Genomic DNA, 23,238 nt, shown 5'->3' on the forward strand with positions numbered 1-23,238 from the left:
GAGTTAGGAGTGAGAAGTTAATTAAGAATTCATAACTCATAACTCATAACTCAGCACTCAGTACTGATAACGCCTGAAGGGCAGCTTGGATAATATTGTCATACTGTGGTTGAGAAATATCAACTTCTTTAGCATTTTGACGATTAGTGCCCAGCAAACCAATTATATGTCCTGGCTGGATAGCTAAGACTTTGCCTTCAGAATTTCTAATTCTTAATTCTGCTTTAATACCATTTTTATAGAAACCACAAGTATATTGTCGCTGGTTGTACTCAAATGTGGTGCTTGACTGGATAGATGGTGAAGCAAAAAATTGTTGAATCTGAATTGGCAGTCTGACTCCTATTAACTCTAGCTCGATGGTGGTGTTACCGTTAAAGTAATTTTCTCGCAGTTTATAAGCGATATCCACTCGCGATGGTAGGTGGAAATAGTCGCCCCAACGCCAAGCGATCGCTTTGATTTTATACTGCTGATTATCAATAGTTTGAGCAATTGTGAGTTTGATGTGACCCTTACCAACGATTTTTTGCTCAACCACTTGGACATTAGATGTCCAGAAAACTGGATCGGGGTTGTCCATACCACAGGGATGTAGAGCATTAAGCTGTTGATAAAGCTGCTGATTGAGATGATTGAGGTTGATTTCTGCATCAATTTTGAGCAGAGGCTTGAGATGTTGGGGTTCAAGACACTGATTAGCAAACTCAATCAAACGCGATCGCAACACTTGTAAATTCTCTGCTGGTAGAGAGAATCCCCCGGCTGCTTTGTGTCCGCCAAATTTCCCAAGTAAATCGTGACAATATTCCAAAGCTTCAAACACATGAAACTCTGGAATTGAGCGTGCTGAACCGCGTATATGTCCCTCATCTTCATAAGTCCCGATAAACACGGGAACACCATAGCGTTCCACCAAGCGAGAGGCGACAATGCCAATAACACCATGATGCCAATTAGGTTGAACAACAATTAATACACGGTCATCTTGTAGAGAGGTAACAAATTCTGTCTCTACATAAGCGATCGCTTCTTGTTCAATTTGCTCACACATCTCCTGACGAGAAACGTTGACTTGTTCGCACTGCATTGCTCTTTCCAGCGCCACTCCCATATCATCTGTAGTCAGCAATTCAATTACAGTCTGGGGATTACCAATCCGACCAATAGCATTAATTCGCGGCCCCAGGCGGAACCCAATATCTTCAGGCTTGAGCGATTTGGGGCTGGGGACTGGGGACTGGAGACTGGGGACTGGGGATGGAAGCTTTTCCTTATCTCCCCTTGCTCCTTCATCTCCCCTCGCCTGCACTCCACCTACCTGAATTAACGCCTGCACCCCAGCTAAATTGGATTTGGGTAAATGCTGTAAACCGCGTTTCACCCAGCGGCGATTTACGCCAGTTAGGGGGGCTAAATCTGCGATCGTTCCCAGTGTAAATAGGGCTAGCATCGGTTGGATCAAGCCCTTAGTCTGACCTAGCTGTTGTGCTAGAGAAACTGCCAAGATGTAGGCAACACCAACACCAGCAACACCCCGATAAGGTGAGGATTCAGCTATTAGTTTGGGGTTAAGGATAGCGTTAGCTGGCGGTAATTTTTGGGGGATATCGTGGTGATCGGTGATAATAACTGCAAGACCAAGTTCTCTAGCTCTCGCAACTGGTTCAAACGCAGAGATACCATTATCGACAGTCAGAATTAATCCCACACCTTCGCTGTGGAATTCTTCAACTATGCGTTTATTAATACCATAACCTTCGTGCATTCGGCTAGGAATAGCATAATCTACTTGTGCGCCTAAAGTGCGGAGACTACGCAAAAGTAGAGCAGTGCTGGTCATTCCATCAGCATCGTAGTCACCACAAATAGCAATTTTTGTTTGAGAAGCGATCGCATTTTGCAACAATTCCAAACTAATTGCCAAATCTGGGAAATCTTCTAACGGCGAAGGCAAAATTAAAGACTCTGGAGCTAAAAATGCTTGTATCTGTTCTGGTGTTTCCATACCCCGATTAATCAACAACTGGCTGACAATCGGGGAAATATTTGTCAAAAACGCCAGATTTTGGGCAAATTCTGGTTTTTGTGGATAAATCTGCCAGCGCTGATTGGGTAAGCGCCTGCGAGGCTTTGATACTTCAGATACAGCTCGGTCTAGCACAATAAAAGTTAGGAGTTTTCAGTTATGAGTGTTGAATTGAAAGTTGTTTCTTAACTCATAACTAATAACATTAATTTGCGATCTAAAACACGTTTATTTTACCATCATCCATAATATACAACGAGCGATCGCCCGGAGAGCGCAAAGTCGGACGCAGTTCCAGCCGCAATGTGCCAAAGTTAGGTTTTGAGACAATTGCTTGTAGTGATAAACCTGTTTCGCTCCAAAATATCAGAGATGTATTTGGCTCCGTACCCTCTATTTGTTCTAAACTTAATTTCTGCCCTGGACTCAAGGATATTGCATCAGTCCCAGAGGGTTTTTGAATTTTAATCAGGTTGGGTGTGCTATTTATAACTTCAACTCGGATGTGTTGCCCAGGTGTAAACTGAATTGTATGCGACCCACACTTAGAAGCACAAGTTTTAGCTAAAGTAGCGCTGGGATTATTGATTGATGCCACTAAAACGGTAGCTGCAACTAAAGCAAATGACAGATGCTTAAACATAATACACAGTATAAGTACTAAACTGAAATATTACTTCAATTTAGTACTATCAAGCCTCAGCATATTTTCCAGAATTAAGCTGAGGAGATTATCTTAACAGTGACAGATGATACTGGGGATATTTGCGATCGCTACAAGTAAGTGGGCAGAATAAAAGCGAACTATGTGAAGAAAAGTAAATAAGGCTCAAACCCTTTTTCTCCCTGCTCCCTGCCCCCACCAAGAACTGCCTTATCCTAACGAGAATTATTTACGCCCACCTACTTACTCGTTAGACTGGTGTAAGCCTCAAGAAAGAATTAGGAATCAGGAACACAGAAGCGAACCATGCACATCCTATCCCTTCACTATCCCGATGACTTACTCATTACCTCCGGCAAATCACCCCAAGCATTAGAAGCAGAACTTACATTTTTGCTTGCAGTCAAACTATTTGAGCTACGCCGACTATCTCTTGGTAAAGCCGCCGCCTTTTGTAGTATGAACAAACCCCAGTTCATGTACGAACTAGGACGTTTGCAAATCCCAGTTGTCAACCTAGATGATGACCAAATTGCTGACGAATTGCGTGATGATTAACTCTGTAATTGTTGCCGATAGCAGCCCCCTCATTTCCTTGTCAATTATCGCGCAACTGGAACTTCTACCCCAACTGTATCAGCGAATATTACTTCCCCCAGCCGTATGGGATGAAGTAACAGTCCAAGGTGTAGGTCTACCTGGTTCACAAGCCGTCAGTCAACTAACTTGGCTGGAAATTCAAACCCCTGAAGCCCTGATATTAGAACCATTATCAATCCTAGTTGATCGTGGAGAAGCTCAAGCTATTGCATTGGCTCAGTCCACTCCAGATAGTACGGTACTTTTGGATAATGCTCAAGCACGACGGGTTGCAGAACGCTTAGGATATTCGCCGGATAGGTACTCTTGGTATTTTGCGTAAGGCGAAAAAAGCAGGCTTGATTGTTGAGATTAAAGTATATATTGAGCAGCTACGCACTAATGGTATTTATATCCGACCTAGCCTCATTAATGCAGTGCTACGAGATGTCGGAGAAATAGACTAATTACGGGTTTAGATAATTTATCAGTTGCTTTGGTATCAGGCTCTAGCAAAGTTTTTGAGTGTTTTGCAGCACTATAATCCAAAAGACCTCTCCCTGGTTTTACTATACAAAACCGTCTTTCTCCGGTGTGAGAGGTACAGGCTTGAACTAAAGTTCAAGACAGGAAGAGGTTTATGAATTACGAATTACGAATCTAACCGAAGCGTCCACTGATATAATCCTCAGCTTCTTTAGTTTGAGGAGAACTGAACATTTGCGCTGTCGGATTAAACTCAACTAATTTTCCGCGACGTTTGCCATGCTCGTCAATTTCTGTATTGAAGAAAGCTGTGAAGTCTGCAACTCTGGAAGCTTGCTGCATATTGTGTGTCACCATAATGATGGTGTATTGTTCCTTGAGTTCTAAGCAGAGTTCTTCTACTTGGCGGCTAGAAATTGGGTCGAGAGCAGAACATGGTTCATCCATTAATAATACATCGGGCTTCATCGCGATCGCACGGGCTATACAAAGTCGTTGCTGTTGTCCGCCAGATAATGCAGTTCCCTTCTCTTTGAGCTTATCCTTAACTTCATCCCAGATAGCAGCACGTCTGAGGGAATCTTCCACCAATTCATCGATGTTACCTTTGTAACCATTAGCACGCGGCCCAAAGGAAATATTTTCGTATATTGACTTGGGGAAAGGATTCGGTCTTTGAAAAACCATTCCGACTTGGCGGCGTAATTTTACAGAATTTATCTTCGGATCGTAAATATTGCGATCGCGATAATTCAGTCTACCCTCAACCTTAGCACCAGGAATTAAATCATTCATCCGGTTGAAGCAACGCAGTAAGGTACTTTTACCACATCCTGAAGGCCCAATAAAAGCAATAATTTGTTTTTCAGGAATCTTTAGATAGACATCTAAAAGTGCCAGAAATCCTCCATAGTAAACCTTCACACCTTCAACATTAAAGACGCTATTTTCATGGTCTATTGTGGCACTATCTAATTTACTTCTACTATTGCTATAAGTCATTTTGCGTATCTCCTAATAACCGTGAATGTATCCAATTAGATATTTAATTACCTAACTTATTGAGAAGCGTTGCCTGATATAAATCGCTACACCATTTAAAAGTAAAATCAAGACTAACAACGCAATAATTGTCGCTGCTGCTGCACTAGCAAAACCCGGTTCAGGACGAGTGATATAACTATAGATTTGAATGGGTAATGCCATAAATCTCTGAAACAAACCAGGGTTAAAGGTGAGAAAACCCACAGCACCGACAACAATTAGAGACGCTGCATCACCAATAGCGCGGGATACAGAGATAATCACCCCTGTCAGAATACCGGGAATAGCATAAGGTAAAACGTGATTGCTGATAGTTCGCCATTTGGTGACACCTAAGCCATAGGAAGCATTTCTCAGGGAATCCGGGACGGCGCGAATTGCTTCTCTAGCTGTCACAATAATTACTGGTAAAGACAACAAAGATAAAGTCAATGCACCAGAAATCAAAGCGGGGCCAAACCCAAGCAAATAATTGAAAACTCCTAAACCCAGCAATCCATAGACAATAGAAGGCACTCCTGCCAGATTACTGATATTAATCTCAATAATCGCTGTCCACCAAGCTTTAGGTGCATACTCTTCTAGATATAAAGCTGCTCCAACACCAATAGGGACAGTCACTAAAATTACAACAGTTCCTAAAAGAACGCTGCTGATAATCGCAGGACGAATACCACCTTGTTCAGGAAAACGAGAAGGGGTTTCTGTGAGAAAGCCAGGTGATAAAAATCTACCTAATCCATCTCGAAAAATATCAAAAAGTAGCAACGCTAGGACAAATAAACCAATCAGCAATCCTAACAAAAAAAGGACTTCAAATACTTTACCTAATGTCTCCCTACTCTCAACATTATCGGTAAATTCTGCCGCAGAATCTAGAGAATCATCTTGTTGATAACTTGTAGCCATACTTAATTAATCGTATTTTTCTTTAAAGCGATTAGCAACCCAATAGCTAACAATATTCAAAGCTAGCGTAAGTATAAATAGAACAGCGCCTACAGCATATAATGTCTTGAAATTGAGACTACCACGCGGACTATCTCCACCAGAAATTTGCGCCATGTAAGCTGTCATGGTTTCTACTGATTCCATGAAGTTCACAGTTAGTCTTGGTTGTTGTCCGGCGGCGATGAGGACAGTCATTGTTTCACCCACAGCGCGAGAAATACCCAAAATAATCGACGCTATGATTCCAGAAAGTGCGGCTGGTAGAACTACTTTAAAAATGGTTTCCAGTTTAGTGATACCTAAAGCATAAGCTCCTTCTCGCAAAGAACGCGGAACTGCTCGAATAGCATCTAAACTGATGGAACCAACTGTAGGAGTAATCATTACCCCCATCATTAACCCCGCACTCAAAGCGTTAAATATTTCCAGAGGCATAAGATTCCGCAGCAATGGTGTGAGGAACAACAGCGCAAAGTAACCATATACTACTGTGGGTATTCCTGCCAAAAGTTCCACTGCTGGACGTAAAACTGCTGCGACTTTGGGTTGAGCATATTCACTCAAATAAATGGCAGAAGATAAACCCAAAGGAATAGCAACTGCCATAGCAATAGCTGTAGTCAAGAAAGTGCCATTAATCAAAGGCCAAACGCCAAAATGTTTATTCGCAAATAGAGGTGTCCATTTAGTATCAAGAAAGAATTGGGCAAAAGAGACTTCTTGGAAAAAACTGAATGTCTCCTGAAAGATAATTACGACAATACCAAAGGTAGTCAAAACCGAAACTAAAGCACAAGCAAATAAAATTGCTGCAACAATCTTTTCTGATATATTTTCAGATGGATTTTTATCCAGTGACTGTCTGGATAATAGATAAGGATCGTCTTGATAATTAGTATTCTGCATAAACAGTTAATTTTTGACTACAATCAAACTACAATGACTCAGGCTTTATTTAAATAAAGTTTGTGATTGGTTCACCCGGTTTTGCTTTTTTAAACTTTGTCCCAGTTTCACCAGTAGCAAATTTTCGTTTTACCTTGACATAAGCTTCATCAGGTAGTGCCACATAACCAACACTATCTACCCACTTCCAAGAATTTTCTAGATAAAAATCTACAAATTCTTTTACTGCTGGCTTAGTATCTAAGGATTTTTTACTGATATAGATGAAGAGAGGACGAGACAAAGGTGTATAGATATTTTTAATCACATTATCTACTGGAACTGGTTTTTCGCACTTTCCTGTAGGACTTTCGACAGCAACTAGATTCAGTTTTTCTTGATTTTGAATATAGTAAGATATCCCTACATAACCCAAAGCTGTTGCATCACCTGAGACTCCTTGTACGAGAAGGTTTTGATTTTGAGTGGCAGTGTAGTCTGTACGGCCATTCTTGGCTTTGCCAGTCACAGCTTGAGTCATATAATCGAATGTTCCCGTATCAGAAGATGGAGCATATAACTTCAGATTTTCGTTAGGAAACTTGGGATTAACTTGATTCCATTTCAATATTTTGCCGTCTGATTTGCCACCCCAAATCTTACCTAGTTCCTTAATGGTTAGACATTTAGCAAAGTTATTTTGACGGTTAGCAATCACGGCGATACCATCTAAAGCTACAGGCAACTCGACAAATTTAATATTCTTACTTTGACATTTTTTGATTTCTTCATCTCTAATGGTGCGAGAAGCACCAGCTATATCAATATCGCCATTACAAAATTTACTAAAACCACCACCAGTACCACTTGAGGCAACGCTTACTTTAGCTTCAGGTTTGAATTTACCGTATTCTTCTGCAACTGCTAAAGAAATAGGAAAACCCACGGCTGCACCATCAATACTTACCTGGCTTTTCTTTTCTTCACTACTGCTACAAGCAGTCATAGTAGTGGCAATAATCATTATAAATGTAACGATAAAGCTATCCTTAAATCTGCTACGAACGCTCATAAATTATCAATTTTGTAAAGTTACTGAAGAATTCCTTATGCTTGGCTATCTGCTAGTAGATAACACTGAGCAAAAAATCTAGACATCATGCTTTGCTGGCAGCTTGAACTTTGTCAAAAATTGCCCCATTTCCAAAAAACTTTTTCTGGATAATATCCCAGCCACCTAAATCTTGAGATGTAAATAAAGTTTTAATTGGCGGATGTTGTGATGCTACTTCTTGGGTGACAGTGGGGTTAACAGGACGATATTGTAATTTAGCAAATTCTCGTTGAGCTTCTGTAGAGTAAAGAAAATCAACAAATGCTTGTGCAACTTCTCTAGTACCGTGTTTTTCAACGTTTTTATCAACTACAGCTACAGGATTATCAATGGAAATATTGACTTGGGGTACAATATAAGGTAATTTATTTCCACTTTTCCCTGCTAATATTACTTCATTCTCGTAGTTTATTAAGACATCACCCTGATTTTTTTGAAAAAATAAATCACTAGCTTCACGAGCATCTTTCGTCAGAATAGGAGTATTTTTATAAACTTTGGTGACATAATCTAAGGCTGTGGCTTCGTCACCCCCATTGAGAGTAACCGAACCCCAAAAAGCTAAGAATTCCCAGATAGCAATACCAGAAGTTTTTGGGTTAGCCGCAATCACTTTCACGCCATCTTTTGCCAAGTCTGCCCAAGTCTTGATATCTTTGGGATTGCCTTCGCGAGTGACGATCGCAGCAACCGATCTACTAACAATACCATTTCTCGGTGCTTTGGTTTCCCAACCTGATTTAATCAAACTTGCTTGCTGAATTTTGCTGATATCGAGGGGAAGTGCCAAATGTACTATATCTGCTTCTTGCGAACCGGCAATGACGGCAGCCGCTTGAGCGCCAGAACCACCATAACTTGGCTCAAATGTGACATTTTGATTGTGTTCTTGCTTCCATTTTGCGATAAACTTGGGAATGATCTGGTCATGAGCGGCTTTGGTGACAGAGAAAGATACGAGTTTTAACTTAACATCATTTTTGCTAGCTGAACTGCTTCCCGAACAGGAAGCAACCGCTATACTCAAAAAAATACTTATAAGAAACAGACTTACAAAGTTTTGTATACTATGTCCATTCAACCAAGTTTTGATCGCGTGTTGATACGATAGTTGCATAGTCCGCAAGGTTCTCATGGCATAAGCCTGTATCCCCTCACTTAGGAATTTACTTAATTGTGTTGGTTGTTGCGACTTGCTCATTGGAATCACCCCTAAATCTACGGTATTTCTACATGGATACCGTGATTATGAGAATTATAGGGTATATAGAATAATATTTATCATCTAGATTATTTTTTTTTGACTAAGTGAGCAATGTATCATCAAAAGTAGCAAATAAATCTGATTTACCAAGGCATTTCAAAAAACGAGTTTTTCTACTGGCCAGCAAAACAATCCAGATGCTTACATAATATTTGCTAAAAAATATGTTATGAGTAATACAAAACAGTAGTGGAAACTCGATTTTCTTTTAACACTTGGGAATTGACTCATATCTCAACTGCGACTCGTTGAATACCAACAAAGTCCAGTTAATCCTGCTGTTCTTACTCAAATTCTAAACAAAGTTCAATCGCTTCTCTAATACGCTCCATTAACTCATCTAAAGTTTGGGCTTGCGTATGACAACCAGGAAGATTTGGAACAGAAGCAACAAAGTAGCCATCTGCATCTCGTTCGAGAATTACATTAAATTCTCGCTTCATCATTCTTACTTTCTGACTTTATACTATATTGATTATTCTCTCATTATTAAAAGAGCGATCGCCCCTTCAGTGAAAAAATATAATATCGATTAAATAGCGTAAGTCGATAACCTTTGCTTGGATTGTTTGCGTCATAACTTTTGGGGAATGGAGTATAGCAAATTAATTGGCTTTATCCTACTCATTAGTTGCTGTTTCTAGCCAAACTTCCACATCATCTGCTAGCAATTTTTGGGCTGCATCCATCATTGAGGTTGCAATGTCTTTAAGGTCTTCGCGATTGTTCAAGTAAGTTTTCAACGCTTCCATTGGGTCAATGCTGCTACTCGCACTCAATTCAGGAATCCGGGGTCTGGCTAATTGACTGACTAATTCTGCCTGAATGGTGTAGGTATGAGCGGGACTTAAAGCAGTATGTAGAGAGGAACTGTCAATTAAATCCATCTGTTCGGAGCGGAGTTTGTAAATTAGCCGCACTACAGCATCTTGAATATCATACTTAGCGATCGCTTTCATTAAAACCGCTTGCGGCTCATCTGCTTTTGAGACATCCACTTCAATGGTGCGGAAAGTCCGAACTGTCAAAGGACAAAATTCCCATTCAGCCCTCCCCCGCTCTAGTTCCAGCATTACATAACCTTTGTCTTCTTTTTCTTCACTAAAATCTACCCGCTCAATACTCCCTGGATAAATCACCGGCGGGTTGTTGGATTTATTCAGATTTTGGTGGCGGTGGACGTGTCCCAACGCTACATAATCAAAACAAGGTCGCGTCAGCAAAGATAGGGGTAGAGTAAAGCCTTTACCTACTGCCAAAAAGCGTTCTGCACCCAAGGTCGCATTGTCAGCCATCAAGTGAGCCAAAAGGATAGTAGGGACATTGGGGTCAAGGCGGCGAATTTCCCCTTCTATAACAACTCGCAGACGTTCCGTTAATAGTTGGTTGACTTCCGCCAAAGACAAACCTTCAGTCTCTTGGCGAGTCATCAAAGTCGAACGAGTCAGCCAAGGCAGGGTAATTACTTGCACTTTGCCATTGCGGGTTTGGATGCAGTGCGTAGTTAATGCATCACCGACAACAAACCCTGGCACTCCCAAAGTGCGGTAAATATTTAAACTCGCCCCTCCCTGTCCTTGGGAATGTTGGTCGTGGTTGCCTACCAACAGCACTGTTGGAATATTGGCATCCATGAGACGGCGAAATTGGCTGGCAAAAGCTTGCTGTACATAAGGCGGTGGTGTCGCATCCGGGAAAGCATCGCCACCAAATATCACCATATCGACGGCATCTGTCAGCGCTCGATCAATACATATAGATAAGGTATTGACAAAATCCTCCAATCGTGTATTTAATCCAGTGGCAGGATTAATTCGTCCGTGGGAGAAGCCGCTTCCCATGTGGATGTCGGAGAGGTGAAGAATTTTAATCATACATATCTTAATTTAACTAGATGAGGTTAAATTACCACGCCAATCATACTATTGCTTACAGCAGTCTGCGTTTTAATAAACCATAGCTTAGAAGCTTTACATATAACGTCGCTAAAATTGAGATTTTTAAAAGTGTCGTCTACTTGAATAATAATCGCTGTGTCTGCAATTTGTAACAAATGATGATTTTTATAATACATATTACTTACAATAAAAGTATTAAAACACAAGCTTAGTCTTGTCGATCACTACCAATTCAAACCGAATGAGTATCTCGGACACTCAGGCAATCCAAGAAAAAATCAATATTTGGAAGAAAAGACTTGCTGGCGACTCCAACAGTAATCCTTTACTTGATTTTCGCAAAAATAAAAAACCAGTAATTGATATTCTTACAACCTCTTCAGTTTTATATAAAAATTTTGTAGCAGAAGAACCCAATCCATTTCCTTTTAGTCAACTCACAAGCAAGCAGAGTGATACTGACCGGATCAGGCTATTAGATGAACTTCGTAAAGGTGCGAAATCAAGTTTGGAGGAGAAGGGTTTTAATAGTCTCTTTCTAATTTTTGGTACTTTAACATGGTTTGACCCCGAAAAACCCCAGGAAAAGTATGTTTCTCCAATGCTGCTTGTTCCTGTAAAATTGGAAAAAAAGGGCAGAAAGTCGCCAGAGTTCACACTCTACTCTACTGATGATGATATTTCTGTTAACTTTATTTTAGTCAACAAGTTACGTGAAGATTTTAATATTGTACTGCCTGAGAGCGATCGCGTTCCAAAATTGAGTTATGAGAGTTTTTTTGATGCTGTTCGTGGTGCGATCGCTAAACAACCTGACTGGCAAGTAGAAGAAACAGCACACATTACTTTGTTCCAGGATGCAAAAGCAGCAATGATTAAAGACTTGGAACAAAATCAAGAGAAGATAGCTAATCATCCTATCTTGAAAGAACTAGCCATAAAACGAACACCTGATAATGTCAATAAGCTCCCCATTCCTCAAGAGCAAGAACTTGAGAAAATAGACCCCTCATCAATTTATCAAATATGTGACGCAGACTCCAGCCAGCAAGTAGTTATAGAAGCTGTAAAGGCAGGACTTAGCTGTGTAGTGCAGGGGCCTCCTGGTACAGGAAAAAGCCAAACTATTGTTAACATCATCACTGAGTTAATCGGCAAAAATAAGAAAGTGCTTGTAGTTGCCGAAAAGCAAACTGCTCTAGAAGTCGTCTTTGACAGGCTTAAAAAAAGTAAGTTGGAAGATGTTTGTCTAAATTTACACCACCAAGTCACAACAAAAGCAAAAGATTTCTTCAATCAACTAGACCAAACTCTCACTCAGCTTTCAGAAAGAAACGAAGCACAACAGCAAGATTGGGATACATTCTTTAAACCTTTACGTGACTATCAGCAAGTTCTCAATGATCATGTAGTAGGTTTACATAAACGGGAGCAACCATTAAATAAATCTGCTTTTGACCTGTATGGCGAAATTCTCAGGTTAGAACGAAAAGAAACTCCTGTGCTAGAGTTTAATCTTGATAATCTAGACGATTGGTCAGAAACCAGATTATTGGAAGCAAAAATACCACTGGAAAAACTTGGTCAATTCGAGGCTATATTTCGGGGAAGGCAAAAAACGATATGGTCAAATAGTCCACTAAAATCTGAATCTTGGTCGTCTGATATCAATAATTATTTACGTCGTAATATTGACAATCTCAGTCAAGGAATAAAACTTGCTCAGGATACTGTATGTTCATTGACGCAACTGCTAAAAATAACAGAACCACTCGAAACATTGTATGATTTGGAACTGTTACAACCAGCAGTAGCTCATATCTTTGATGCTCCATCAGGAATTGAAACTTGGTCTGTTTCAACAAATTTAGTTGATTTGAGACAGTTGTATTCTGATTTAGAAAAAGAGATTAGAAACTATCAATCTATTAATTCTACACTAAATGCTAAGTATGCTCGCGAATTTTTAACTTTTGATTTGTTAGAACTTAGGAGACTTTTTGCAAGAAGATTTACAGGTATCTTTCGCTTCATTCAACCAGCTTATTGGCAATGGCGTAATGCTAAGAGGCGCGAACGTCAACGTCTCATAGCTCTACGGCAAGACCAAAATAGAGTTTCTGAGCAAAAATTAATTGCAGATATTGAAGAAGCAATTGAGCGCCAAAATATTTTAAGTATATTAAAAGACCCACAATATCAAACTCGTACAGCTTTTGGTTCTTCATTTGATGAAGAAATGACGGATTTACTAGGTATTGAGCGAGGTCTTGAATGGTTGGAAATAGTAAATCAACAGCGCAAATTAGATAAAGAGACAATAGCCGCAGTTATTGCTTCAAGAGAGCGCTATCAGGAGCTAAGAACATTTTTAGAAAATTTGGAATCATCCTTAAATCAGATTAAAGAAGGCTTTAAATTCTTAAGAGACAACTTTCCTCAAGAACGAGTAACAGCATTAGGTATATTGGAAAAAACACCCTTAAAGGAAATTGAAAATTTCCGACAACAAGCCCACAATGAGATTGATTTATTCCAACAGTGGTTGGACTATCAACAAATTGTACGTCAATTAGAAGCCATTGGAACCAAAGATTTTTTATCTAAGCTACGAGATTCAGACATTCAACCAAATGATTGGTTTTCAGTTTTACAAAAAGGTGTGTATGAAAATTGGCTACGACACATATATTCTGATAATTCAGAGTTGCGAAACTTTAACCAGGATTTCCACGAGCAGAAAATAAATGAATTCTCGGAACAAGATAAACAACAGTATGAAGTTGCAATAGAACGTTTGAGACAACTCCATGCCAAACGTTGGCAAGATTGGTTAACACAGCCAGAAGCAGTGGAACAAGTGAAGTCTCTTAAACAAGAAAGTAAAAAGCAAAGGGGACAACAAAAAATTCGTCAATTTATCAAAAATGCGCCTCAACTTGTTACTACCCTCAAGCCGTGTTGGTTAATGAGTCCTTTAGGGGTTAGTCAATATATAGATGCTGACGCAGTGGAGTTTGATGTTGTTATTTTTGACGAAGCTTCTCAAGTTCGTACTGAAAATGCAGTATCTTCTATTATGCGAGCAAAACAGCTAATTGTTGTTGGAGATAACCAACAGCTACCGCCAACCTCTTACTTTGAAAGTACAGCCTCCGATGATAGCAACGATGAAGAAGAAGTTTATGAAAATTTACTTGATGAGTGTTCCCCTTTATCAATTATGAAAGAATTTACTTTGAGGTGGCACTACCGCAGCCAAGATGAGAGCCTCATTGCCTTTTCAAACCAAAAATTTTATAATTCAAAACTCATTTCTTTCCCCAACCCTGTGAAAGATGTTAGCCGAGGTGTGCATTTCCATTTCGTTGAAGGAGGAATATATAACCGTGGTGGTAAGCGCAAAGACAATATCCGTGAAGCGGAGGAAATTGCAAAGCTAATAGTGCAGCATTTTCAGCGACACCCTAAGCAAACTTTGGGTATTATTACCTCAAGTAAACAACAGGCAAAAGCCATCTGGGAGCAAGTTAACTATATCAGCGTTCAGCATCCAGAAATAGAAGAATTTTGTCAAGATAACTCAGACAAGTTCTTTATCAAACCAATCGATGAGGTTCAAGGTGATGAACGAGATGTGATTTTCCTAAGCTTTGGCTTTGGTTTTGATAACGAAAAACGGGATAAGTTAAATCACAACTTTGGTTACTTTAGTAAAATTCAACAGGATTTAGGAAGACGAAGATTAAACGTTGCAATAACTCGCGCTAAATGTAAGTTTGTTTTAGTCGCCTCAATTAAAGCAGAAAATTTTGACGCGGAAAAAGGTCAACAAGCTGCATTACTTAAAGAGTATTTTGCATACGCTCAAAGTTGCGGTCAAAAACTAGATGAAAAGCTTGCTGATGAGATATCTCACTCAGATTTACACTTTGAATATGACATCTATCAGGTTCTAACAGAAAGGGGGTATGCAGTTAAAAAACGGGTAGGTCGTTCAGCTTACCCGATTGATATAGTGTTGATAGATAACCTCAAGCCAGAAACAGAGGAGTATTTTTTAGGCATTGTATGTGATGGAGCAACGTATCGTGACTATCCTACAGCACGCGATCGCGATCGCCTTCGCCAAGAAGTTCTAGAAAAATTAGGCTGGCGCATTTACAGAATTTGGTCTCGTGAATGGAATCGCAATAGAGATGGTCAAATAAAACAGCTAATAGAGCATATAGAGAATCTACGCAATCCGAAATAAATACAGTTGCTAGTGTAGCTTTATAAACAGAGATTTAAATAAAACTTGGATTGTCTATGGTAGTAGCACTAATTGAAGAACTGTTAACTAAAGTTCAACAGTTGCAATTAATCATGATTGCGGTTTCTACTGGAGAGTTGAAAATTCATGAAAAAGAGAAACAGTATACACTACTTTATAAAAATATTGCTGACCTGATGGAATCTCTTGAAGAGGAAGGGGTTTACATCGAAAATCCTAATAACTTTAAATCTCTTTCAGATTGGCGCGATCGCTGGTCATCTTTAAAAAGTGGATATGCTTCAAAAGCAGGATATATTCACGACCTATACACTAGCGTTTTCAATCAAATTGATATTATTTCGTGCCAGCATTATATCAAAGATAAATCTCAAGAAGAATTAGTTGACGAGTGGCAAATATCACGATTTGAATATCTGATAGCAAAGATTAAACAGTTAAAGTTAACCATGCTTTCGGTAGCTACTCAAGGACAGCCTGTTGAACTAGTTAAGTCTGAAGATGAGGGCTATAAAAAGCTTTATTGGGAGGTCAGATTACAAATAAGTATCCTTCGAGAGATAGGTATAAATACTCCAAATTCCAATCAATTTCAATCTCTTTGGCAATGGTATAATTACTGGTCATTTGAGCTAGATAATTCCAAAGCTGTACGGGAAGAATATATCGATAATCTATATGAAACTTTGCTTAAAACAATTGAGAAAGCCTTAAAAAAACACTATCTCCAAAAAACTTCACTAGAAGAGTTTCTTCAGGATTTGAAGCGTCGATTTAATCAGACCACTTATACCCAAGTTACTACAGATTCTATAATCCTAACCCCAATTTTAAGTAAAAATGTGCAAACATATAATCTGAAATTAGATGACATATTTCAGCAACAAACATCGAAACCTGTCGCTGATTCATTCTCTGTCCCAGCTACGCAAACTGTTGATAATTCGTTATTTGCAACTGAAAGTTATAGCTCAATTTGGACAAATGAGAAATTCATGAACCCGGAAATATTTTTAGAGCAAAATGATGTTGTATGTTTAGAGGAGAGTCTAGAAAAATTCTTTGCTACGAGGTTTGATAATGCAAGTAGTTGGAGAAGTGTATTTAGCTCATCTGGTGTTGAAGAATCGTTTATTAGACCTCTAATTTTTATTAGTAATCCTGTAGAATTCAGCAACAGAGTAGTAGCAAAATTTAAAGATTATAAAGTCTCTAATCAGCTAGTATATCATCACCCAATGGTGAAATTCTTACAGTATCTACTCAATCGAAAAGGAAGTTATGAGTTGGAAGACCAAGATATCGAATTATTCAGTAAATTAGCTGAACGAGGTCAGGAAAACTTTAACGCCTTAAAAGCTCGTAACACTATTTGTAGAATCGAATCACCCAAAGGAACAGGTATTGGTACAGGAGTATTGGTAGGTAAAAATCTATTACTAACCTGCAATCACATTTTCAGCAAAACTCAAGTTAGACAAGCTTGGGTACGTTTTAGCTACAATACTGACAGTCATCAGTTAGACAAAGATTTATTTGAACTAGATATGACTTTTGTCAGTTCTGATAATCGCCCTGACTACGCTTTAGTCAAAATAAAAGATAATCGCCAACAACAAATAGCTATTTGTAGCAATGAAACATTAGATAGCGGTCAAGATGTTCGTATTATCCATCATCCCCAAGGAAATCCAGTGATAATTTCCGACCTTGGACAAATTACACAAGTAGGAGAAGATTACATTGACCATAATCTAAAAACTGATGACGGTTCCTCTGGCGCACCAATTTTTAATCGTCAATGGGAATTGATTGCAATTCATCAAGGAAATCCCGGTCTAGGACGTACTGTAACTCCAGGTTTAACAGGAGGTATTCCCATTCGTGCTATTTGGAATCAGATTTCACCGCATTTAGGTTGATGTAAGAGAGGAATAATTTCATGAGATTTATCCAGAGTTTATCTGAAATTTTCAGCCGTGAGGCTCCAAAATATAAAACTTTTTCTCTACCAAAACACCGAGTTGATGAAGACTACGATGAAAAGACCATTTTTGCAGGTGAAGCCTATTGTCGTATCTGGCTAGTGGAGATGCGCTTGGCTAAAGATGTAGAATGGTTCAAGAAAAGATATCCGGTGGTTCATAGTGCTGTCCGCTTCAATCACGGTGGAAAAACCGTAATAATTCCCTATCTGGCTGCACCTGGACAACTAGAAAAATCAATTGCAGATAATCTGGATAAAGTCATTCAATGCAATTATCCTCTTACATCTTTATTTCCCTTCAATGATGGATTAGTCGAGTTACAAACAGGCTTATTTAGCATAGCTAATAATGACTCCATCGGGAAATTTATTAAAACTGTAGGCAGATTTTCTGAATTGCTACCTGTGCCGGAATTATCAAGTGTTATAAAGCTAGCAGAACCAATATATCGGGGTATTGAAGATTTACTTGATATTGGTGATCGTCGGTTAGAACTAGGCTACCAGCAAACATTTTCTGAAGCTGATGGAGGTGGTAGTAATTCCCTGAAAGCAGGTTATTTTGCTGCAATTTTAGCGCAGCATAACAAGATAAACAGCGATAATCTTTGTATTGTCAAGGATAGCCTCTGTCTTGGTTCACCTGGAACAACCAAAACTTTTAAGCGTGATGGTAAACCCCTAGAAGGCTATAGCTATATGCTGTTTCGTATAGAAAAGCGCACCGCTCAAGATTGGGAATCCTTAACCAGCATTAAAGAATTGGTTGATAAAGCCCAAGAGGCTGTGCTTGATGGAAAATATGAAGTAGTTAAAACAATATTTTTGCCTGCTATTAAGGCTGCAATTTACCACAGTCCTGATGTTACAAAAGCTGACCGTAAACAAATGGTGGTGAAAATTGAGGATTTCTTACGGGAGTTGGGCTTACAGGCTGTAAAAGTGCAAAAGCGATCACTTTATTCAATTATGCAGCGACCTCTGTCACAGATTGACGCAGCGACAGAAGCTGAATTAGCTTTACTAGAGCAGCTTTTCCAGGAAAATAGTCAATAAACTAGTCTCTAAATTTGTTGTGTAACACTGTTATCTAACCAACCGCAGAGGCGCAGAGTAAGCAGAGAAGGAGAGAGTAGGGGGAAATTCTTCTTTTCTTCTATTCCCTACTCTCCAATCCTACTCCCCACTTCCACTTAAATATGAATTCCGCATTCTGTTTTATCACTTCCCCGCCAGCGTCCGGCGCGTTCGTCTTCGCCTTCACCTACTTTAGTGGTAATGGGTTGGTCGCCTATGCTGGGATAACCTTGGTCGTGGAGGGGGTTGTAGATGACTCCGTGTTCAGCCACGTAAACCCAGCTGTCTTGGCGTGTCCAGGTAGCTATAGGATTTACTTTCAGCCGACCTTTACCATCTAATTCAAATATGGGCATATTCGCACGGGTTACTGCTTGGTCGCGGCGGCGTCCGGTAATCCAAGCAACGCTGTTGAGTTCGTCTAAACCCCGTAATAATGGTTCAATTTTTGTAATGTGGTGGAATTGGGCAATATCCTTGTCCCAGAGTTTGTCGCCGTATTTGGCTTCAAAGGCTTCGCGAGTGTCTACATCTGGAGTTTTGTAAGTTTGCAAATCCAGGTTGTAAATTTGTATGGCTTTGGCTACTAATTCTAGGCTTTGTGGGAAGTGGTGCAAGGTATCGAGAAAAATCACAGGAACGGGATGCTTCAGTTCACTGTAAAGAATATGGGTAATTATCATGTCATCCACGTTAAAGGCGCTTGTTTGCACCAGTCCCGTTGGAATATTCTCTATAGACCATGCCAGTATTTCTTTGGGAGTGGCAGTTTCAAATTGCTCATTTAATTTTTCTAAGTCAAAAGCGATCGCTTGGTTTCTAGACGCCGTGGAGACTGTCATGATAATTTTCTGTTCAAATATTTTTACCTTGATTAAGATCGATCTTACTCCATTAAGACGCCTATTCCGCTCGGATATAAGGTAATTATTTTGTGCGGAAATTACTACATTTTGGGAATGGGGAATGGGACAACAAAATAACCAGATTAAATACTTAATATAAATTATACAGAAGTGTAAATAATAGTATTTATTAAGAAAATTTACGGTAATTTAAGTTTTACATTACTTTTATAGATATTTATACTGATTTTGATATGGTTAAGGAACTATTAATAAAAGGGATTTTACTTAAATGAACAATTCAAAATTCAGCAATCCATTAGGCCAATCTATAATTATGGGCGCTTTAATGATGTTAACCAGCGTTGGGGTTATTACAATCATGAACTTTTTCTAAGATCATGATTTCTCATTTTAGCAATAAGACTTCATATAGTCCCGCTCAAAACTGAGTGGGACTTTTACTTTTTTCATCCAGATCAATCAGTGTGTATTAATTTTCTGCTGTGACTTGCGGCAGAGAAGAATTCTGAAGCCGTGTTTTTACGCAGTTTTGCAGTCAAAGAATTTAAAATAGGGATGCGATCGCTATTTACCTTACTTCTAGTGCTCGACTGGCGCTTTCGCTCCTGCACCGCCTTTACCCAGAAATAGCAACAGAGGTAATGAGCAAAGAAACCCTATCCCTACCACTCGAAAGCAATCTGCGTAAGACAAAACCGCAGCTTGAATATCTACTGTTTGACTTAATAATGCTAGTGCTTGTTGTTGAGCCGTTGTCGCATCCATGCCTTGACCTTGGAGTGCCCCATTGAGTGCATCGAGGCGCTGACTGGTTTCTGGATCGTAAGGACTAAGTTTTGCTAATAGGATGGCTCGATGAAAAGCTTCTCGTCGGTCAAGCAAAGTGGTGAGTAGAGCAATGCCAATGCTACCACCCAGTTGTCGGGTGAGGTTGTAGAAACCAGAGCCGGCAGAAATATCCTGTTTGGGTAGCGGGCCTAAAACTGCCAAACTCAAAGGGAGAAACATCAACACGGTAACAGCCCCACGCCATACCAATGGCCAAAATAAATCATCTATGCCAGTTTGTGGGGTAATTGCTGCTAGTTGAAACATCACTCCAGACGATCCAACAGCGCCCATTGCAATTAAAAATCGGGCATCAATTTTACTAGACAGTTTGCCTAATAAAACCATAACGATCGCAGACGCTAAAGCACCAGGCGCTAACAATAGTCCTGTCTGCGTTGCCGTAAAGTGCAGCACACTCTGAGCAAATATCGGCACAGCAAAGAGTGTGCCATAAAGCCCCATACCCACCACTGCTGAGAGAACGCTTCCGGCAGCTAAAGAACGGTGACGCAAAACTCTCAAATCCACAGCAGGGTGATCTGTTTTCACTTCTCGCCAAATAAACAACCCCAAACCGATAATACTAGCGATCGCTAACGTGGTGATGAAATTGGAGGAAAACCAGTCCTCTTTTTCTCCTTCCTCTAACAAAGTTTGCATACAGCCAATAGCAATAACTAAAAACCCGATCCCGAACCAATCGACGGTTTGGCTTTTTGTCTTGCTTTTATCTTTGTCTTTGGGCAAAAACATGAAAGACATCGCCACTGCAACGATCCCGAAGGGAATATTAACAAAGAAAATCCACCGCCAGCCTAAACCATCTACCAAAAATCCTCCCAAAGTTGGGCCGATGGCTGGGCCAGCAATTACACCTACCCCAAAAACTGCCTGTGCTAAACCTTGTTCAGCAGGTGGAAAAGTCTCGAACAAAATTGTTTGGGCTTTAGCTAGCAATCCGCCACCACACAAACCTTGAAGAATTCGAGAAAAAACTAGCATCGGCAGATTAAATGCCAAACCGCATAAAACCGAGGACAGGGTAAAGCCAATCAACGAGAAGATAAAGTAGGTTTTGCGCCCAAAGTAATCTCCTAGCCATGCAGATAAGGGAATTAAAACAACATTTGCGATCGCATATCCAGTTACCACCCAACCTACTTCACTGACAGTTGCACCCAAACTAGCCTGTATATCTGTCAGGGCAACGTTAACAATACTAGTATCAATTACTTCTAATATCGCACCAAGGGAAGCCGTGAAAGCGATCGCCCACTTCAATGGGCCGTGGACATAACCAAATTCGTCAAAACTAGAACCTTTAATGTTGGTAGCCATTATTTAGCACAAATAATATTTGGGAGATGTCAAGCAATGTCAAAGCTTTGCTACGCTTACGCCAAAGCTAAAATTAAGTATTGTATATATACGCTACGGTAGCGTATCATATAAAAATGGTCAAGAGAGTTTTTCCGCAAATGTGGCAGAAATACTTATGCTAAAGATGGATGGTCATTGCTGCTGTTTTAGTGCATCAGAATTGGGTTATAAGGCTTATTTGTTTCTCAGATAGAGCAAATGGCCAAGAAGATATTGCTTGGGGATGATATTTTTATGAGTAAGCAAATCAACATCACTTCTGGACGCCCACGCAGCATCCACGCCGACCAAGCGATTTTGCAAGCGACCTTAGACTTGCTTGCAGAGGTAGGATATGAAAGCATGAGTATAGAAGCGATCGCTGCTCGTGCTGGAGTTGGTAAAACAACCATCTATCGGCGTTACACTTCCAAAGAAGAACTAGTTGCAGACGCGATAGAAAGTCTCAGAGATGATTTAGCGATCCCCGATAGTGGCAGCTTTTGGGGAGACATGGATATCCTGATTAAGAATGCCGCCAAAAAAATAGATAGTCCCCTTGGTCGTCAGACACTTGCCTTGATCGTTAGTACAGCGTCCAGCAATCCCCAGTTTGCCGAGGTTTACTGGACAAAATATACAAAACTTCGACGTGAAGCCTTTTCTAAAATACTTGAGCGTGCCAAGTATAGAGGTGAAATTCACAAGGATGCAGACTTAGACCTAATTATCGACCTTGTAAGCGGTTCACTATATTATGCATTAATCTTCAAACCCACAACCGAGCCAGTAGAAGCATATATGCGCCGCACCATGAATCTTCTCCTCAAAGGTATTGGGAATGGGGCATAGGGCATGGGGCATGGGGCATGGGAACAAGACTAACCCTCTTCTATCACTTTGGGGAAAGAAAAATAAATGTAGGTTGGGTTGAACAAAGTGAAACCCAACTTTTCTAAGGTCTTTGGGTGTTGGGTTTCGTTCCTCAACCCAACCTACATCTAAATTGATAAAAGTCATAAGAAATAAGGGTTTTAGATTTTTATCTACCGATAGTGATTAAAGAGGGCTAAGATAAGGCTTTCTTAGATCAGAACTTTACAGGGACAACGAGAATAACCAATGCCCAATACAACTCTTGAAGAGGCTGCGCCAACGGCTTCTCTACGAGACGCACTCGCGTTCGCTCAGTACAAGTGCCCAATGCCCAATTCCCAATGCCCAATTCCAACTTGTTAGCAAAATAACTTTTCATCATAGGTCATAAATGAGATGATGGAGAAATTAGAGAAAAAGGTGAACAATTGTTATTTTTCTCCTTCCGCTTCTGGTTGCAGAATAGCATCACAGTATTGAATGAGGGTTGTCAAGCGATCGCTAATCGTTTGAAGTCTCGTTTGTACAGTAGATGCCTGCCGCGCTCCTTGGAAAAACATCACATCTATTTCCAACAGGCGCAATTGCTTGCTCATCTCCGTTTGATAAGACTGCACTCGCCAATTTTCATCAGCCAAAGGCACAATCTGTTGCCCGAAAAATTGCTGCAACGTGGCTACACGCTGCCGCAGTTCTGGCGCAGCGATTTGGGTAGTTGTGGCATCGGAGCGTAATTGCTCTAACAAAGTTACGAATGCCAGATATTTCTCACGGTTTAAAGACATCCAGTGCTAATTAAGATAGTATTAATGTCAAGTAATTTTTCTTCTACAATAAACTTTCTTAAAGATTTATCAGCACTAAAAGCCTCAAATCGTGATTTGAGGCTTTGTTTGCCATCAATGGATTTTCTTTCTTTAACGATCCTTGAAACTCAAACTGGATGACTACCAGACCCTCCTGCGTCGCTCTACGCTACGCTATGCCGTTGGCGTTCGCGTTAGCGTCTCTGAAAGAGAAGAGAAGGCTTTACGCTGCGCTATTGCAAT

The 23,238-nt window shown here is 40.0% G+C and carries 20 protein-coding genes; 7 read left to right on the plus strand and 13 right to left on the minus strand.

Going from position 1 to position 23,238, the window contains the following annotated elements:
• Positions 1 to 43 precede the first annotated feature (43 nt).
• Both V7K41_RS10765 and V7K41_RS10770 read right to left on the minus strand, forming a co-directional pair.
• Positions 44 to 2,164 carry a single-stranded-DNA-specific exonuclease RecJ gene (locus V7K41_RS10765; RefSeq protein WP_334847917.1) on the minus strand — a complete coding sequence of 707 codons (2,121 nt, stop codon included), beginning with the start codon at positions 2,162 to 2,164 and terminating at the stop codon, positions 44 to 46.
• An 82-nt stretch (positions 2,165 to 2,246) separates the two neighbouring features.
• Positions 2,247 to 2,672: a hypothetical protein gene (locus tag V7K41_RS10770; protein WP_334847918.1), complete on the minus strand. Its 426-nt coding sequence runs from the start codon at positions 2,670 to 2,672 to the stop codon at positions 2,247 to 2,249.
• A gap of 327 nt (positions 2,673 to 2,999) precedes the next feature.
• Here V7K41_RS10770 and V7K41_RS10775 point away from each other — a divergent pair, with 327 nt between their 5' ends.
• Genes V7K41_RS10775 through V7K41_RS10785 form a run of 3 tightly spaced genes read left to right on the plus strand, consistent with a single transcriptional unit; the run spans position 3,000 to position 3,739 of the window.
• Positions 3,000 to 3,251, plus strand: a complete 252-nt coding sequence (locus V7K41_RS10775) for a UPF0175 family protein (protein WP_334847920.1) — start codon at positions 3,000 to 3,002, stop codon at positions 3,249 to 3,251.
• Entirely contained in the window at positions 3,244 to 3,615 is a 372-nt protein-coding gene (locus V7K41_RS10780) for a hypothetical protein (RefSeq protein WP_334847921.1), read from the plus strand. Before V7K41_RS10775 ends, V7K41_RS10780 begins: the two co-directional genes overlap by 8 nt.
• Positions 3,608 to 3,739, plus strand: coding sequence for a DUF3368 domain-containing protein (locus tag V7K41_RS10785; RefSeq protein ID WP_334847923.1), 132 nt, complete (start codon positions 3,608 to 3,610; stop codon positions 3,737 to 3,739). Before V7K41_RS10780 ends, V7K41_RS10785 begins: the two co-directional genes overlap by 8 nt.
• A 193-nt stretch (positions 3,740 to 3,932) precedes the next feature.
• Here V7K41_RS10785 and pstB read toward each other — a convergent pair whose 3' ends face one another.
• From pstB to V7K41_RS10820, 7 genes are all read right to left on the minus strand, one after another.
• Entirely contained in the window at positions 3,933 to 4,760 is an 828-nt protein-coding gene (gene pstB / locus V7K41_RS10790; RefSeq protein WP_334847925.1) for a phosphate ABC transporter ATP-binding protein PstB, read from the minus strand.
• A 51-nt stretch (positions 4,761 to 4,811) separates the two neighbouring features.
• Positions 4,812 to 5,711, minus strand: a complete 900-nt coding sequence (pstA, locus tag V7K41_RS10795; protein ID WP_334847927.1) for a phosphate ABC transporter permease PstA — start codon at positions 5,709 to 5,711, stop codon at positions 4,812 to 4,814.
• 6 nt (positions 5,712 to 5,717) lie between these two features.
• Complete coding sequence (gene pstC, locus V7K41_RS10800) at positions 5,718 to 6,659, minus strand: phosphate ABC transporter permease subunit PstC (RefSeq protein WP_334847929.1); 942 nt, start codon at positions 6,657 to 6,659, stop codon at positions 5,718 to 5,720.
• Between the two features lie 49 nt (positions 6,660 to 6,708).
• Complete coding sequence (locus tag V7K41_RS10805; RefSeq protein WP_334847931.1) at positions 6,709 to 7,710, minus strand: PstS family phosphate ABC transporter substrate-binding protein; 1,002 nt, start codon at positions 7,708 to 7,710, stop codon at positions 6,709 to 6,711.
• Positions 7,711 to 7,795: 85 nt separating this feature from the next.
• Positions 7,796 to 8,953, minus strand: a complete 1,158-nt coding sequence (locus V7K41_RS10810; protein ID WP_334847932.1) for a sulfate ABC transporter substrate-binding protein — start codon at positions 8,951 to 8,953, stop codon at positions 7,796 to 7,798.
• 347 nt (positions 8,954 to 9,300) lie between these two features.
• Positions 9,301 to 9,462 (minus strand): type II toxin-antitoxin system HicB family antitoxin, encoded by a 162-nt coding sequence (locus V7K41_RS10815; RefSeq protein WP_442943164.1) that lies wholly within the window; start codon positions 9,460 to 9,462, stop codon positions 9,301 to 9,303.
• 174 nt (positions 9,463 to 9,636) lie between these two features.
• Positions 9,637 to 10,890, minus strand: a complete 1,254-nt coding sequence (locus V7K41_RS10820) for an exonuclease SbcCD subunit D (RefSeq protein ID WP_334847934.1) — start codon at positions 10,888 to 10,890, stop codon at positions 9,637 to 9,639.
• A 265-nt stretch (positions 10,891 to 11,155) separates the two neighbouring features.
• Here V7K41_RS10820 and V7K41_RS10825 point away from each other — a divergent pair, with 265 nt between their 5' ends.
• The 3 genes from V7K41_RS10825 to V7K41_RS10835 are packed head-to-tail and all read left to right on the plus strand — an operon-like array spanning position 11,156 to position 18,233.
• On the plus strand, positions 11,156 to 15,169 hold the full coding sequence (locus V7K41_RS10825; protein WP_334847936.1) for a DUF4011 domain-containing protein: 4,014 nt from the start codon (positions 11,156 to 11,158) through the stop codon (positions 15,167 to 15,169).
• Positions 15,170 to 15,225: 56 nt separating this feature from the next.
• Entirely contained in the window at positions 15,226 to 17,112 is a 1,887-nt protein-coding gene (locus V7K41_RS10830; protein ID WP_334847938.1) for a trypsin-like peptidase domain-containing protein, read from the plus strand.
• A 20-nt stretch (positions 17,113 to 17,132) separates the two neighbouring features.
• Positions 17,133 to 18,233, plus strand: coding sequence for a hypothetical protein (locus tag V7K41_RS10835; RefSeq protein ID WP_334847940.1), 1,101 nt, complete (start codon positions 17,133 to 17,135; stop codon positions 18,231 to 18,233).
• 137 nt (positions 18,234 to 18,370) lie between these two features.
• Here the strand turns inward: V7K41_RS10835 and cysH are convergent, their stop codons facing one another.
• Positions 18,371 to 19,096, minus strand: a complete 726-nt coding sequence (gene cysH / locus V7K41_RS10840) for a phosphoadenosine phosphosulfate reductase (RefSeq protein WP_334847942.1) — start codon at positions 19,094 to 19,096, stop codon at positions 18,371 to 18,373.
• Between the two features lie 606 nt (positions 19,097 to 19,702).
• Positions 19,703 to 21,292, minus strand: a complete 1,590-nt coding sequence (locus tag V7K41_RS10845; RefSeq protein WP_334847944.1) for a DHA2 family efflux MFS transporter permease subunit — start codon at positions 21,290 to 21,292, stop codon at positions 19,703 to 19,705.
• A gap of 276 nt (positions 21,293 to 21,568) precedes the next feature.
• On the opposite strand from V7K41_RS10845, the gene V7K41_RS10850 reads away from it, so the two are divergent.
• Positions 21,569 to 22,165 (plus strand): TetR/AcrR family transcriptional regulator, encoded by a 597-nt coding sequence (locus V7K41_RS10850; protein WP_334847946.1) that lies wholly within the window; start codon positions 21,569 to 21,571, stop codon positions 22,163 to 22,165.
• Between the two features lie 238 nt (positions 22,166 to 22,403).
• On the opposite strand, the gene V7K41_RS10855 is transcribed toward V7K41_RS10850, so the two are convergent.
• Together V7K41_RS10855 and patD are read right to left on the minus strand one after the other, a co-directional pair.
• Positions 22,404 to 22,571, minus strand: a complete 168-nt coding sequence (locus V7K41_RS10855) for a hypothetical protein (RefSeq protein ID WP_334847948.1) — start codon at positions 22,569 to 22,571, stop codon at positions 22,404 to 22,406.
• 49 nt (positions 22,572 to 22,620) lie between these two features.
• The gene (patD, locus tag V7K41_RS10860) at positions 22,621 to 22,974 is read right to left on the minus strand and encodes a heterocyst frequency control protein PatD (protein ID WP_334847950.1); all 354 of its coding nucleotides are present in this window, start codon (positions 22,972 to 22,974) and stop codon (positions 22,621 to 22,623) included.
• Positions 22,975 to 23,238 lie beyond the last annotated feature (264 nt).

The organism is Nostoc sp., assembly GCF_036917415.1.
Classification (GTDB): Bacteria; Cyanobacteriota; Cyanobacteriia; order Cyanobacteriales; family Nostocaceae; genus Nostoc.

Bases quoted from the DNA above. Each gene is read 5' to 3' on its own strand.
- V7K41_RS10770 (WP_334847918.1), bottom strand. From the start codon at position 2,672: ATGTTTAAGCATCTGTCATTTGCTTTAGTTGCAGCTACCGTTTTAGTG.
- V7K41_RS10775 (WP_334847920.1), top strand. From the start codon at position 3,000: ATGCACATCCTATCCCTTCACTATCCCGATGACTTACTCATTACCTCC.
- V7K41_RS10780 (WP_334847921.1), top strand. From the start codon at position 3,244: ATGATTAACTCTGTAATTGTTGCCGATAGCAGCCCCCTCATTTCCTTG.
- pstB (WP_334847925.1), bottom strand. From the start codon at position 4,760: ATGACTTATAGCAATAGTAGAAGTAAATTAGATAGTGCCACAATAGAC.
- pstA (WP_334847927.1), bottom strand. From the start codon at position 5,711: ATGGCTACAAGTTATCAACAAGATGATTCTCTAGATTCTGCGGCAGAA.
- pstC (WP_334847929.1), bottom strand. From the start codon at position 6,659: ATGCAGAATACTAATTATCAAGACGATCCTTATCTATTATCCAGACAG.
- V7K41_RS10805 (WP_334847931.1), bottom strand. From the start codon at position 7,710: ATGAGCGTTCGTAGCAGATTTAAGGATAGCTTTATCGTTACATTTATA.
- V7K41_RS10810 (WP_334847932.1), bottom strand. From the start codon at position 8,953: ATGAGCAAGTCGCAACAACCAACACAATTAAGTAAATTCCTAAGTGAG.
- V7K41_RS10815 (WP_442943164.1), bottom strand. From the start codon at position 9,462: ATGATGAAGCGAGAATTTAATGTAATTCTCGAACGAGATGCAGATGGC.
- V7K41_RS10820 (WP_334847934.1), bottom strand. From the start codon at position 10,890: ATGATTAAAATTCTTCACCTCTCCGACATCCACATGGGAAGCGGCTTC.
- V7K41_RS10825 (WP_334847936.1), top strand. From the start codon at position 11,156: ATGAGTATCTCGGACACTCAGGCAATCCAAGAAAAAATCAATATTTGG.
- V7K41_RS10830 (WP_334847938.1), top strand. From the start codon at position 15,226: ATGGTAGTAGCACTAATTGAAGAACTGTTAACTAAAGTTCAACAGTTG.
- V7K41_RS10835 (WP_334847940.1), top strand. From the start codon at position 17,133: ATGAGATTTATCCAGAGTTTATCTGAAATTTTCAGCCGTGAGGCTCCA.
- cysH (WP_334847942.1), bottom strand. From the start codon at position 19,096: ATGACAGTCTCCACGGCGTCTAGAAACCAAGCGATCGCTTTTGACTTA.
- V7K41_RS10845 (WP_334847944.1), bottom strand. From the start codon at position 21,292: ATGGCTACCAACATTAAAGGTTCTAGTTTTGACGAATTTGGTTATGTC.
- V7K41_RS10850 (WP_334847946.1), top strand. From the start codon at position 21,569: ATGAGTAAGCAAATCAACATCACTTCTGGACGCCCACGCAGCATCCAC.
- V7K41_RS10855 (WP_334847948.1), bottom strand. From the start codon at position 22,571: ATGATGAAAAGTTATTTTGCTAACAAGTTGGAATTGGGCATTGGGAAT.
- patD (WP_334847950.1), bottom strand. From the start codon at position 22,974: ATGTCTTTAAACCGTGAGAAATATCTGGCATTCGTAACTTTGTTAGAG.